The sequence below is a fragment of the Haloterrigena gelatinilytica genome, assembly GCF_013342145.1.
Taxonomy (GTDB): Archaea; Halobacteriota; Halobacteria; order Halobacteriales; family Natrialbaceae; genus Haloterrigena; species Haloterrigena gelatinilytica.
Window position 1 is genome coordinate 4,061,374 of the sequence record NZ_JABUQZ010000001.1, and the last position, 12,754, is coordinate 4,074,127.

Below are 12,754 nucleotides of genomic sequence, written 5' to 3' on the forward strand. Positions count from 1 at the left end.
CTGTCGACCTCGAGACGGAGGGCGCGGACGGACGCCGATCCGTGAAACGGCAGGGCGGATCGCGCCGGAGATGAGATAAAATATGGGTAATTTCCGTCGAAACGGCACGACGGGTCGCGTCGTCGACGACCCGTATCGAGGGTTGGGTTCGAATTTCGAAAAGCCGTTTCGAGATTCGTACTGTATCGTGGGGCTTATTACGATGTGCGAACTCCGGACGAACAAGAGAAATGAGTACGGACCAGCCAAGCGAGGGCGAGACAGGGGACGGACGCACGATTCTGCTGATCGGGAGCGGCCCGATCCAGATCGGACAGGCAGCCGAATTCGACTACTCCGGCGCGCAGGCCTGCCGGGCGCTGCAGGAGGAGGGCGCCCGCGTCGTGCTCGTCAACTCCAACCCCGCGACCATCATGACGGATCCGGAGATGGCAGACGAGGTCTACATCGAGCCGATCACGACCGAGGCCATCTCCGAGATCATCCGCAAGGAGCAGCCCGACGGCGTCATCGCCGGCCTGGGCGGCCAGACGGGCCTGAACGTCACGGCCGAACTGGCCGAGGAAGGCGTTCTCGAGGAGTACGACGTCGAGATCATGGGAACGCCGCTGGACACCATCTACGCCACGGAGGACCGCGACCTCTTCCGCCAGCGCATGGAGAAGATCGGCCAGCCCGTTCCGCGGTCGACGACCATCTCGCTCGAGGAGGACGAGGAGGTCTCGGAGATGACCGAGGAGGGCTTGAAAGAGCGCGTCCAGGCCGCCGTCGACGAGGTCGGCGGACTGCCGGTCATCGCCCGTACGACGTACACGCTGGGCGGCTCCGGCTCGGGCGTCGTCCACGAGATGGACGAACTGCTGCGCCGCGTTCGCAAGGGCCTGCGCCTCTCGCGTAACAGCGAGGTGCTGATCACCGAGTCCATCGCGGGCTGGGTCGAGTACGAGTACGAGGTCATGCGCGACGCCGACGACTCCTGTATCATCATCTGCAACATGGAGAACATCGACCCGATGGGCATCCACACCGGGGAGTCGACGGTCGTCACCCCCTCGCAGGTCGTCCCCGACGAGGGCCACCAGGAGATGCGCACCGCCGCGCTCGAGGTCATCCGCGAACTCGGCATTCAGGGCGGCTGTAACATCCAGTTCGCCTGGCGCGACGACGGCACCCCCGGCGGCGAGTACCGCGTCGTCGAGGTCAACCCGCGCGTCTCCCGCTCCTCCGCGCTGGCCTCGAAGGCGACGGGCTACCCGATCGCCCGCGTGACCGCGAAGGTCGCGCTCGGCAAGCGCCTCCACGAGATCGAAAACGAGATCACCGGCGAGACGACCGCCGCCTTCGAACCCGCGATCGACTACGTCGTCACCAAGGTCCCGCGCTGGCCCAAAGACAAGTTCGACGACGTCGACTTCGAACTGACGACGGCGATGAAGTCGACCGGCGAGGCGATGGCCATCGGCCGCAGCTTCGAGGAGTCGCTGCTCAAGGCGCTGCGCTCTTCCGAGTACGAACCCGACGTCGACTGGGACGAGGTCGGCGACGAGGAACTCGAGGAGCGGTATCTGGCTCGTCCGTCGCCGGACCGTCCCTACGCCATGTTCGAGGCGTTCGAACGCGGCTACACGGTCGACGAGATCTGCGAGCTGACGGACATCTACGAGTGGTACACCGAGCGCTTCAAGCGCATCGCCGACGCCACGGTCGCCGCCCAAGAGGGCGACTTCACCGAGGCCGCGATCGCCGGTCACACGAACGCGACGATCGCCGCCGCGGCGGGCGCCGACGTCGGCGCCGTCGAACAGGAAGTGCCGGGTCGCACCTACAAGCAGGTCGACACCTGCGCCGGCGAGTTCGAGGCCGAGACGCCGTACTACTACTCCGCGCGCAAGAACGAGTTCGAGTCGGGGCCGCTGAAGGGCGACGCCGCGGCCGGCGAACTCGAGGTCGACCGCGACATCGAGAGCGTGATCGTCGTCGGCGGCGGGCCGATCCGTATCGGGCAGGGCGTCGAGTTCGACTACTGTTCGGTCCACGCGGTCCAGGCGCTCCGTGACATGGGCATCGAGGCCCACGTCGTCAACAACAACCCCGAGACCGTCTCGACCGACTACGACACCTCCGACGGCCTCTTCTTCGAACCGATCACCGCCGAGGAGGTCGCCGACGTCGCCGAGGCGACCGGCGCCGACGGCGTGATGGTCCAGTTCGGCGGCCAGACCTCCGTCAACATCGGCGAACCGCTCGAGGACGAACTCGAGCGCCGCGGACTCGACTGCGAGGTCATGGGTACGAGCGTCGAAGCGATGGACTTAGCGGAGGACCGCGACCGCTTCAACGCGCTCATGGACGAACTGGGAATCGCCCAGCCCGAGGGCGGCGCCGCTCACAGCGAGGAGGAAGCGATGGAACTCGCCCACGAGATCGGCTACCCGGTCCTCGTGCGCCCCTCCTACGTGCTGGGCGGCCGCGCGATGGACGTCGTCTACGACGACGCGGAACTCGAGACCTACATCGAGGAGGCCGTCCGCGTCTCCCCGGACAAGCCGATTCTCGTGGACGACTTCCTCGCCGACGCCGTGGAACTGGACGTCGACGCCGTCGCCGACGGCGAGGACGTGCTCATCGGCGGCGTGATGGAACACGTCGAGGCCGCGGGGGTCCACTCCGGCGACTCGGCCTGTATGATCCCGCCGCGCTCGCTCGACGACGATACGCTCGAGCGCGTCCGCGAGGTCACCGAGGACATCGCGACCGCGCTCGACACCGTCGGGCTGCTCAACGTCCAGCTCGCGGTCCGCGACGGCGAGGTCTACGTCCTCGAGGCGAACCCGCGCTCCTCGCGTACCGTCCCCTTCATCTCGAAGGCCACGGGCGTCCCGATCGCCAAGATCGCCGCCAAGGTCATGGCCGGCAACACGCTCGAGGACCTCGCGATCGAGGAGCAGATCCCCGAGCAGACCTCGATCAAGGAGGTCGTCCTGCCGTTCGACCGCCTGCCGGGCTCGGACCCGCGTCTCGGCCCGGAGATGAAGTCCACCGGCGAGGTCATGGGCAGCGCCGACACCTTCGGCAAGGCCTACGACAAGGCCCAGGACGCGACGGGCAAGCCGATCCCCGAGTCGGGCACCGCGATCATCGACCTCTCGGCCGACAAGTTCCCGGATCCGGAGACCGAGGACGGCGAGGCACTGGTCGACGGCTTCACCCAGCACTTCGACCTCTGCGAGGAAGTCGACCTCGCACAGGCCGTCCGCGAGGGGAAGGTCGACCTCATCGTCTCCCGCGACCGCGACCTGCTCGAGGTCGCCGTCGAGGAGGAGATCACCTACTTCTCGACGCCCGCCAGCGCCTCGGCCGCGCTCGAGGCGCTCGAGGCGAAGGACGAACCGATCGACGTGCAGGCGATCACCGACCGCCCGAAGCGCACGGCCGAGTGGGGCCGCTCGGACTGACCAGGCCGTAACCAAGTCAATCTAAGCGCTGGTTGCCTGCAATTCACTTTCTTTATTTTGTTCGGGGATAGCGCTATTCGTCCACTGAAGACGGTACTCGTCCCCCACTACTTAATTAATTGTTGTATTATACCTAACCAATCTGTATATTGGGCCCGTGTCAACAATAGATATCATAGAAAAATCCATAATATAGGGTAGTCACTGTTAAATGAGACGGCAGAGGATGTCCGAAATTGACTGTGACTTCGTAATTGTTTGGGTTCTCTTTCCGATCATCTTTGGAGCAATTATCTGGAGAGTCAGCAGTATAAGCGCCAAAAGTGCTACAAGAATCGTCATCAGTGCTATCGTCGGTGCACTTTCGACAAAGGTCCTTCTCAAACTCTATTGGCGGCATAGATCCACGAAGGACGGCTACAATTGACTTGAAGTGACTATCGCGAGTGAGTTCCTAGTTCGGTCTGAACGAACACTACCGTGAATTCCTCCCCAAGAGTCGAACCGCCGGACGAAGCGCTTAATGACTCCCTCTCTACCACCGCGTAATCGTTCGTGGCTGGGCTGACGGGCCCGATATCCGATCACGTTTGTCGTGCGTACCTTCAGCGACCGAACCGAATATCCACCGTCGTCCCGTCGGTTTCCGACTCCTCGACGCGCACCGCGGGGAGGATCGCGCGCAGTCGCGTCGGGACGAGCCCGCCGGCGACCGCGCCGATCGTCGCGAGTCGCTTCCGACACAGCGCGTAGCCGCCCGCGAACGCGACCAGTCCGAGCAGGACGCGGTCGGCGGCCGGCGCGGTCAGCCCGGAGTCGATCGCGACGGCCGCGAACGCCAAGCAGACGAGGAAGTCCTCCGGCGCGCCCGAGTAGCGAACGTACCGGCGGGGCCGGTGCCAGCGCCCGAGGACGTGGTTGTAGACGCCGTTCTCGGTCGTGGGATTCCACGGCTCGCGCTCGGCGCTGCCGCCGAGGACGTCCGAGAGCGAGTGGAGGGCGGCGGCCCCGACGGCGACCGTCAGCACCAGGAGCGCAGCCGACCCCGTCAGGACGGCGAGCGCCGAGAGCGCGAGCGTCGCGACCGAGAACCAGACCGGGAAGTGCAGCGTCTTCCGGTGGCGCGCCACCAGATCGGCGTCGGGCGCGAGGCCGCCGAGGAACGCGGCCGCGAGCACGGCCGGTCCGGCGTACTCGCCGACGGCCGGCAGGAGGAACACGGCGGCCGCGAGGGCCACGAACCCGTGGGTGAGCGCCATCATAGCGATACTGTTCGGTACGTAGCTCTCAATCCTGATAAAGAAGTCCCTTTTGACGGTCGGGATGGACTCGAGCGATGACAGTCGATCAAACCGCACTCGAGCGAGGGCCCTCAAATCATGACGACAGCGCGACGAGAGGAACGTCGCGACCGTATCGCCGGCCGCGTTCGCCGCGGCGAGACAGGGTCACAGGGTCAGAACAGCGAGAGTGACGTGGTCTTCCGTCGGGCGTTGCCGACGACCTTGGTCAGGTACTGCCAGGTCGTCGTCCGGTCGCCGACGGGCTCGGTTCGGCCGGCGCGCATCGCCTCGAGGACCGTCTCCGTCGGGGGCGCGTCGGCGGTGGAAGGGGCGGCGTCAGCGGGGAGTCGAACGTCGGTGGCGGCGCGGCCGACGTTCCCGGGCCGGTGGGCGTCGCTGGCGCCGAATCGGGGGTAGTCGCGGCGGGTCGCGAACCGGTCTGCCTGCCGGTTGCGGACGTTCGTGACGGCGTGGGCGTTGTAGACCTCGATGCCGTCGACGTCCTCGATCGCGGCCTCGCGGGCCCCGTGGCGCGAGCGCTGGAACGGGTGGGCGACGATCGCGACGCCGCCGGCGTCTCGCACCGCTCGAGCCGTTTGGGGGAGTGGGCGGCCGGGTTCCGGCGCGGCGTCGACGCCGAGCGCGAGCAGGTGGCCGTCGGCGGTCGAGACCTCGCAGCCGACGACGACGAGGAGGTCGTCGGGCGCCAGCCGCGCGACTTCGCGGGCGCCCTCGATCGTGTCGTGGTCGGTGACCGCGATGCCGTCGAGGCCGGCGCGGCGGGCCGCGTCGACCAGTTCCGTCGGCGTCGTCGTCCCGTCGTAGGACGCCGCGGTGTGTACGTGGGGATCGATTCGAAGCGTTTGCGGCCCCGGATCGACCGCGGCGTACTCGGCCCGACTCGTCATAGGTAGCCGAACTCGAGGCCCAGCGCCAGTCCGACGGCCGCGACCGCGGCGAGGCCGGCCAGCACGTGGGTGCCGTCGGTCTTGTAGGCCTTGTAGTCCGAGACCATCAGCGGGCAGGCGGCGGCGACGAGCAGTCCCGCGATCCAGCCGTTCCACGGGGAGACGAGGGCGGCGACGAAGTAGTTCGCGACCACGAGGAGGTTCGTGTGGACGACGGTGGTCCCGTGGTAGTAACTGGCGCCGCCGTCGGAGCCGAACCCTTCCTCGTTGTGCCGGACCAGTCGCAGGCCGCCGAAGGCGAGCACGAGGAAGCCGACGACGAGGCTGGCGAGCACGTGCGGCGCGAGGACGAAGTGATAGAGCAGCACCGCCGGCACCAGGTAGGCGAAGATGTCGATGAAGGAGTCCACCTGCCGGCCGAACGGCGACGACGTCCCCGTGCGGCGGGCGTACCAGCCGTCGGCCTTGTCCAGCAGGAACGCACCGAACATGGCCAGCAGCGCCCAGTTGGGTTCGCCACCGACGAACAGCAGGGCGCTGGCCCAGCCGACGAACAGCGCCCCGAGACTGATGTAGTCGGCGCCCGTCAACTGTTCGAGCACGTTCGTTCGGTCCGCCGCCGTCCCGACCCGTCGATCGGCGAGATCCAGTCGGTTCCTGACGCCCCGTATCGCCTCTCGCAGTTCGTTGGTCATCCGCTCGAGTGACACCTCCACCCGAACCGGAATAAAGCTGCTCCGAGAACTATTTACTTAGTACGTATCTATATAGTTCTTGGTCGCTACGTACCGGTACGGACCTCCAGGCAATCGGCGCGAAGCGGCGAACGCACCGTTCTCGAGGCGCGTTCCGGTCAGGACGGGCGCACCGACCGATGGGAGAGGGGCCCGACCCTGACGTAGCGGCGGCGCCGCCGCGGATCGAAGCCGCGGCGCTCGAACAGGGCTCGCGAGGGGCCGTTGTCGAGCGCGACCAGCGCCGTCGCGCGCTCCGCACCCCGTTCCCGGGCCAGCCGGCAGGTCTCGCCGACCAGCGCCGTCGCGATGCCGCGGTTGCGGTGGTCCGGATCGACGAAGACGCGCCTGATGTACGCCCCCTCGAAGTGCAGTTCCCGCTCGAGAGGATGGATCTCGTGGGTCGCGTCGACGGAGCAAAACAGGTAGCCGCGGGGACGGCCGTCCTCGAGCGCGGCGACGACGAGTTCGTCGGACTGGAGTTCCTCGACCGGAGCCTCCAGCGGTGCGACGGTCGATGGGTCGCAGGTCTCGACCGCGTACGCACTGCGCCGGCTCCCGCCGTCGGCGGCCGGCGCGTCCTCGAGGTCGGCGACGTACTCGATCATCTCCGTCGCCGTGATTCCGCGCCGTGCGAGCGCGTCGTAGACGGCGCGACCGTACCGATTCCGTGTCAGCCGCCACAGCCGTGGCATTGCGCGAGCGGTTTCTCGGCCCGCGAGATAAGTATTGGGTCGCCGACACCGGGGCGCAGACGGTCGCCGGCGCCGACGACGATTCAACCGCGCTCGAAGGGGGTCGGAGATTCAGTCGAGCGTGTACCAGTCGAACCGCTCGACGGCGTACAGGTACGAGACCACGGGCGCGATCAGGCCGGTCACGAGGACGGCCCACGCGGCGATCGTGATCCCGCGTGCGGAGACCGACACCGTCGGCCCGGGGGCCCACGACGAGACGGCGACCACGGTCTCGGCGATCAGTTCGGGGGCGTCGGCGTAGAGCACGACCGCGGCGATCGCCGGGAGGACGATCGCCAGGGAGTAGACGACGAAGGCGGTCTTGCTCGGCATCACCGCCTCGCGGTTGTTCGTGACCTTGACGCTGCCGAAGCGGGGCGCCGCCGTCCCGATACCCGTCGCGAGCGCGGGCGTCACGACGGCGCCGACGGTGGTGCCCGCGGCCAGCGCGGCCGTCCGCTCGAGCGAGAGCGGGCTGGCGAGGCCGAGGGCGAGCGAACCGACGAGGCCGATCGGGCCGGCGACGAGCGCGCCGGCGACGACTAGCCCGGTGATCGCCTGCCGACCCGACAGCGGCGACGCCACGACGGCGGGCAGCCCGCGGCCCAGATCGCCCAACGGGTTGAGCGTGAACAGCGCGCCGGCGGCCCAGGCGAGGTACACCGAGAGGATCACGGCGATGTACGCGGGTACGCGTCCGGTCTGGACGATCTCCTGGAAGAACGCGATCGAGCCGAACAGCGGGTAGGCGGCGTACGCCAGCCGGATCGGCGCTCGCTTCGTCCGCCGGATCGCGGTGACGGCCACCGTTCGGACCGGCCGCGAGAGGCCGCGACCGAGCAGGGCCGCGAGCCGGTTCGACGACTCCGTCGCGGTCGCTTCTTCCTCCTCGAACCGGGCCGGATTGGCGAACCAGTGAACGCCGGCGATGGCGATCGCGGCGGCAAACGCGGCGGCGCTGACGGCGACGGCGCCGACGACGCCGCCCAGGATCGCCGTGCTCGAGGCGTCGACGTTCGGGACGGCGGCGAGCAGGATGTGGCCGGGCCAGCCGAGCGGCGTGTCCTGGAGGAGGGAGAACAACCAGCTCGTGAGCCCGTCGATGCGGCCCGTCGCGAACACCCACAGGTACGCGACCCAGAACGCGGCGAACACCGCGATGCGGAAGCGGGCGATCGGTTCGTAGACGGTGACGAGGTGTCGGACGCTGATGCCGATCACGAAACCGATCGGGACGGCGGTTGCGAGGGCGAGACAGACGAGCAGCGGACCGGCCAGAACGGGCCAGATCGTTCCCGAGCCGTAGGCGAACGCGCCCGAGAGCACGAGCGATGCGGGCAGAAGCCAGCTCCCGAACAGCAGGATTTCGGCGCCGATGACGCCGATCACGGCGTTTCGAAGCGACGTCGACGTCAGGAGGAACTCCGGTTCGTCCGGATCCGCGGCCGTCGAGAACGCGCGGAGCGTCGTGAAGAAAACCAGGAAGAACCAGACGACGCCGACGCCGCCGGTGACGAGGTCCGTCGCGAACGCGGCGGTGTCCGACGTCACCCCGTCGGCGAGTTCCGCTCCCAGCCGCGGGAGCATATAGCCGCCCGTCAGAAGGATCGATCCGCCAAAAACCAACGCCAGAAATCCCGTTACGAGGAGTTTCGTCGTATCGGACGCGACCGTTCGCACCGTCCGCCGAAACTCCGTTTTGGCGACGAGCACGGGAATTCCCGCCATCAGTGATCGCCTCCGTTCTCGTCTCGACGTGCCGTCGATTCGGGGATCATGGTCGGAAACGCGCGCCGTACCCAGTAAATAGTTCGGATATTGTCATTCGGCCGGACGTCGATCGAGCGCGTCGCCGCCCTCGTTTAGTCTACCGAGTTGGAACGTCTCGGGTCCTTATAGGCCCTCGAGCGCTACTCCGGGTCGTGATGCCCCGACAGACCAGACGCGATGTGCTTCGGCTCGCGACCGTATCGACGACCGCCGGCGTCCTCGGGCTCGGTTCGACGGCCGCCGCGCAATCGGACGACAGCGAGTGGGAACGGGTCGACTCGCCGACCGGAAAGGCGTTGAACGACGCCGTCGATACCGCGGCGGGACCGTTCGCGGCCGGCGCCGACGGAAACGTCATCGCTCGTCGCGAGGACGGCTGGCAGACGGTCGTGGCGTACGGCCCGCAGGCCCGGAGCCGTCGTTTGACCGGAATCGACGCCACCGACGACGGCCGAGCGGTCTGGTTCGTCGGCGGCAGCGGCGTCATCGGCGAGTACGACGTCGAGACGCAGACGTTGACCAACTACTCCGCGCCGAAGGGGAAGACCAGCACCTGGGAGGACTGCGCCGTGCGGGGGACCGCCGGCGAGAACGAGCGGGTATACTTCGTCAACGGCTCCGGCGAACTCCTCGTCGGCGTCCGACAGGACAGCGGCGCGATGCAGTACGAGGAGGTGATCAAACCCGGCGGCGGCTCGACGATTCCGGGGATCGACTTCCACGCCCGGGAGGCGGGCCACGTCTGTACCACGAGCCAGTTCGTCGGGGAGACTGCCGACGGCGGCGAGACGTGGGAGCAGATCGGCATCGACTTCGCGGGCGGCGCGTTCTTCGATTTGGCGAGTCGGGACCGGCGCGACGTGAACGTCGCCGCCGGCTCCGGGATCGTGTATCGCTACGACGGCTTCCGCTGGACGCCCCACGTCGTCGACGACAGGCGACGGGCGATCCGGGCCGTCGATCGCGACGGAACCGACGGACTCGCGGCCGGCGACGGCGGGACGGTCTACGAGCGCCGGTCCGCCGGCCAGTGGCGCCGGCACGAAACGGGCGTCGAATCGAAACTCGACGGCGTCGCGACGGGGTCGTCGTACGACGTCGCGGTCGGCGACGACGGGACGATCCTCGAGCGACGGGCCGTCGGATCGGAGACCGGTGGAGACGACGGGACCGACGGCAACGAGACCGAGACGAACGCGACGGCAAACGAGAGCGACTCGGCGGCGCTCGACGCTGCGACCGTCTCGCTCGACGCCGTCGAGCCGCTTTCGGTCGAGAACTACGTCGAGGGAGTCTGGACGACACCGGACCGGTAGGCTCGTCGCTCCGCCGGCGCCACGCGATCCGTCCGCGAACAGCGGCGCTCGGCTCGCGAGCGCCGACCGGCCATTCCCGCGGCGAACTGACCGGGAGGAAAGGTCGGTGAGCGGACCGTTCGAAATGACATACCTTTAACCCTATCCGGACGAAGAATCGCGCATGAACCCCGCTGACGTTCCCGCGATCGAGACCGACGGGTTAACCAAACGATACGGGGAGACGACCGCCGTCTCCGACCTGACGATGGACGTCGACCGCGGGACGGTCTACGGCTTCCTCGGCCCGAACGGGGCCGGGAAGACGACGACGATGCGGATGTTGACGACGCTCACCAGACCGACGTCGGGGACGGCCCGCGTCGCCGGCCAGCCGATCACCGATCGCAACGCCGTTACGCCCCACATCGGCTACCTCCCCGAGGAGCCGCCGATCTACGACGAACTCACCGGCCGCGAGCAACTCGAGTACGCCGCCGGACTCCGCGATCTGCCGGAAGCCGAGTCGTCCGAACGGATCGAATCGATGCTCGAGCGGTTCGACCTGCGCGAGGACGCCGGTCGGCGGATCGAGGGCTACTCGAAGGGGATGCGCCAGAAGGTCGGCGTCATTCAGGCCGTGTTGCACCAACCGGCCGTCGCCTTCCTCGACGAACCGACCAGCGGACTCGATCCCCGCGCGGCCCGGACGATGCGGGAGACGATCGCCGATCTGGCCGACCAGGAGATGACGATCTTCCTCTCGACGCACATCCTCCCCGTCGTCGACGAACTGGCCGACGAGATCGGCGTCCTCCACGAGGGCAAACTGGTCGCACAGGGCGATCCCGAAGAGCTGAAATCCCGCGCGGAGACCGGCGAGGCCCGGAGTCTCGAGGAGGCGTTCCTCGAGGTGACCCAGGAGACGCCCGAGGCCGAGGAGCGGTCGGCGGAGCCGTCGATCGAGTAGTCCCGTGCGGACGTTCCGGCTCCATCCGTCAATACATTAATGGGTTTGGAAGTGGTATAATTCCAATGACACCATGCGCCCACTCCGCGCCCTCCACGCTCTCCGCGACGGCGTGACCGACGACTCGCTGCGGGTCGCGATTCTCGTCGGCCTCGCGACGGTCCCGTTCACCGTCGCCCTCTCTTGGGATCCGATTGCGGACGATCTCGTCGCCGGCGGCTCCGTTTCGGGTGCGCCGCTCTTGCTGGCCGGATTGCTCGTCGGCTACTACTACAGCGATCGGGAAACGGAGAGTCGTCGCGCAGGTATCTGGACCGGTCTCGCCGCCTCGATCGCGGCGGTACTGGTCGTCGTCGCTAACACGGTCGCGACGATCGTCTCCGAACCGTCGCAATGGGCTGTCGTCGCCGTGATCGGGACGCCGTTCGTCCTCGCTCTCGGCGTCGGAGTGGTCGTTCTGTTCTCGATGGTCGCCGCGCAGTTTGCCGACTGGGTGACGACGAGACTCCGGCGAGCGCACCGAGCCCCGGACGTATCGGACGACGGCGGGTCGACCGTCCCCGATCCGAAGTGGCGGACGATCCTCGCTGCGTACGTTCTCGTCGCACCGCCCGTGGTGGGCTCCGTGCTCCTCGAGATTCCCGCCGGCGGTGCCGGATTCGTCTTCTCGGTGCTCGGGCTCCTGGTTCTGGTTCCCCTGTCGGTAGTCGCCCTCGGTGCGCTTTTCGCCGATGCGACCGCCCCCCGGAGTTCGAAAACGGACTGTGTGCCGAACGCGCTGGCGTACGTCGGCGCCCCGATCGGGACGTACGCGCTCGTCTACGCGGTGGCGGCGCTCCGCGGATCGGGTCATCCGGACGGCTACGCCATCTACGCGTTCATCGGCGTTCTCTGGATCGCGGCCGTCGTCTACCTCTTCAATCGACATCGGTACTTCGACGCCGGTGGCTCGGCGGTCCGCCAACTGGGATGAACCGGGAGCGGTCGACGCGACGTTTCGGTGGTCCAAGCGGCGACTGCTGCGGTAACGGCGGCGATGACGCTGCGATGACGACGTGACCGTCGGAGTTAGGGGTCGAAGATGCCCCGTTGAAGCCCCTCGCGAACGGGCTCGTGTTCCTCGTCCGTCGGCGGCGGCGCCGTAACTAACAGCGCCTCGAGTCGGCCCTCGTCGGCGGCGCGCACGCCGCGGTCGACGTCGGCCGGAACGACGACGACGTCGCCCGGTTCGACGTCGTGTTCGGCGTCGCCCTCGCGGACGATTCCGCGTCCGGACCGGACGCAGATCGCCACGTCGCTACCCGGCGCGTGGACCGGAATGAACTGCCCCGGCCCGAAGTAGCCGAGGACGACCTTCATCCGATCGCTCCGGAAGGCCGGCGCGGTGCTGAATCGCTCCTCGTCGTACGTCCGTTCGGTTTCGAAGTCCGTTGCTGGCATCGGTGATCGTCCTCCGGCGGCTCCCGAAATTACGGGTACGGGAGCGTAAGCGGGCTGAACGGGTCGCTTTTCTCCCGAACGTGTTAGTCCGTCGCGATCGGAACGGGACACTCGGTCGATCGTCGGCCGTCTCGTCCGGACGAGGCGCGGGGGGACGCCGTT

At 67.7% G+C, this 12,754-nt stretch carries 10 protein-coding genes; 4 read left to right on the top strand and 6 right to left on the bottom strand.

Features of this window, described 5'->3' with window-relative positions; translation table 11 throughout:
• The first annotated feature begins 230 nt into the window (after positions 1 to 230).
• Complete coding sequence (gene carB, locus HTZ84_RS20120; protein ID WP_174682293.1) at positions 231 to 3,455, top strand: carbamoyl-phosphate synthase large subunit; 3,225 nt, start codon at positions 231 to 233, stop codon at positions 3,453 to 3,455.
• 605 nt (positions 3,456 to 4,060) lie between these two features.
• Here carB and HTZ84_RS20125 read toward each other — a convergent pair.
• The 5 genes from HTZ84_RS20125 to HTZ84_RS20145 form a co-directional block, all read right to left on the bottom strand.
• A complete protein-coding gene (locus HTZ84_RS20125) occupies positions 4,061 to 4,717 on the bottom strand; it encodes a metal-dependent hydrolase (protein ID WP_174682294.1) in 657 nt (218 codons plus the stop codon).
• Positions 4,718 to 4,911: 194 nt separating this feature from the next.
• Positions 4,912 to 5,646, bottom strand: a complete 735-nt coding sequence (locus tag HTZ84_RS20130; RefSeq protein ID WP_174682295.1) for a CehA/McbA family metallohydrolase — start codon at positions 5,644 to 5,646, stop codon at positions 4,912 to 4,914.
• Positions 5,643 to 6,341, bottom strand: coding sequence for a CDP-alcohol phosphatidyltransferase family protein (locus tag HTZ84_RS20135; RefSeq protein WP_174682296.1), 699 nt, complete (start codon positions 6,339 to 6,341; stop codon positions 5,643 to 5,645). The genes HTZ84_RS20130 and HTZ84_RS20135 overlap by 4 nt, the downstream gene beginning before the upstream one ends.
• A gap of 158 nt (positions 6,342 to 6,499) precedes the next feature.
• Positions 6,500 to 7,075: a GNAT family N-acetyltransferase gene (locus HTZ84_RS20140; RefSeq protein ID WP_174682297.1), complete on the bottom strand. Its 576-nt coding sequence runs from the start codon at positions 7,073 to 7,075 to the stop codon at positions 6,500 to 6,502.
• A 111-nt stretch (positions 7,076 to 7,186) separates the two neighbouring features.
• Positions 7,187 to 8,845: a hypothetical protein gene (locus tag HTZ84_RS20145; protein ID WP_174682298.1), complete on the bottom strand. Its 1,659-nt coding sequence runs from the start codon at positions 8,843 to 8,845 to the stop codon at positions 7,187 to 7,189.
• Positions 8,846 to 9,042: 197 nt separating this feature from the next.
• Here HTZ84_RS20145 and HTZ84_RS20150 point away from each other — a divergent pair, with 197 nt between their 5' ends.
• The 3 genes from HTZ84_RS20150 to HTZ84_RS20160 all read left to right on the top strand — a co-directional run bounded on the left by HTZ84_RS20150 (position 9,043) and on the right by HTZ84_RS20160 (position 12,125).
• Positions 9,043 to 10,203 (top strand): WD40/YVTN/BNR-like repeat-containing protein, encoded by a 1,161-nt coding sequence (locus HTZ84_RS20150; protein ID WP_174682299.1) that lies wholly within the window; start codon positions 9,043 to 9,045, stop codon positions 10,201 to 10,203.
• 163 nt (positions 10,204 to 10,366) lie between these two features.
• Complete coding sequence (locus HTZ84_RS20155; RefSeq protein ID WP_174682300.1) at positions 10,367 to 11,152, top strand: ABC transporter ATP-binding protein; 786 nt, start codon at positions 10,367 to 10,369, stop codon at positions 11,150 to 11,152.
• A gap of 73 nt (positions 11,153 to 11,225) precedes the next feature.
• The gene (locus tag HTZ84_RS20160) at positions 11,226 to 12,125 is read left to right on the top strand and encodes a DUF5518 domain-containing protein (protein WP_174682301.1); all 900 of its coding nucleotides are present in this window, start codon (positions 11,226 to 11,228) and stop codon (positions 12,123 to 12,125) included.
• A gap of 95 nt (positions 12,126 to 12,220) precedes the next feature.
• Here HTZ84_RS20160 and HTZ84_RS20165 read toward each other — a convergent pair whose 3' ends face one another.
• A complete protein-coding gene (locus HTZ84_RS20165; RefSeq protein WP_174682302.1) occupies positions 12,221 to 12,592 on the bottom strand; it encodes a cupin domain-containing protein in 372 nt (123 codons plus the stop codon).
• Positions 12,593 to 12,754: the final 162 nt, after the last annotated feature.

What these genes read in the sequence shown, in the direction of transcription:
- HTZ84_RS20165 (WP_174682302.1), bottom strand. Translation starts at nt 12,592, where the DNA reads ATGCCAGCAACGGACTTCGAAACCGAACGGACGTACGACGAGGAGCGA.
- HTZ84_RS20135 (WP_174682296.1), bottom strand. Translation starts at nt 6,341, where the DNA reads ATGACCAACGAACTGCGAGAGGCGATACGGGGCGTCAGGAACCGACTG.
- HTZ84_RS20150 (WP_174682299.1), top strand. Translation starts at nt 9,043, where the DNA reads ATGCCCCGACAGACCAGACGCGATGTGCTTCGGCTCGCGACCGTATCG.
- HTZ84_RS20145 (WP_174682298.1), bottom strand. Translation starts at nt 8,845, where the DNA reads ATGGCGGGAATTCCCGTGCTCGTCGCCAAAACGGAGTTTCGGCGGACG.
- HTZ84_RS20140 (WP_174682297.1), bottom strand. Translation starts at nt 7,075, where the DNA reads ATGCCACGGCTGTGGCGGCTGACACGGAATCGGTACGGTCGCGCCGTC.
- HTZ84_RS20125 (WP_174682294.1), bottom strand. Translation starts at nt 4,717, where the DNA reads ATGATGGCGCTCACCCACGGGTTCGTGGCCCTCGCGGCCGCCGTGTTC.
- HTZ84_RS20160 (WP_174682301.1), top strand. Translation starts at nt 11,226, where the DNA reads ATGCGCCCACTCCGCGCCCTCCACGCTCTCCGCGACGGCGTGACCGAC.
- HTZ84_RS20130 (WP_174682295.1), bottom strand. Translation starts at nt 5,646, where the DNA reads ATGACGAGTCGGGCCGAGTACGCCGCGGTCGATCCGGGGCCGCAAACG.
- HTZ84_RS20155 (WP_174682300.1), top strand. Translation starts at nt 10,367, where the DNA reads ATGAACCCCGCTGACGTTCCCGCGATCGAGACCGACGGGTTAACCAAA.
- carB (WP_174682293.1), top strand. Translation starts at nt 231, where the DNA reads ATGAGTACGGACCAGCCAAGCGAGGGCGAGACAGGGGACGGACGCACG.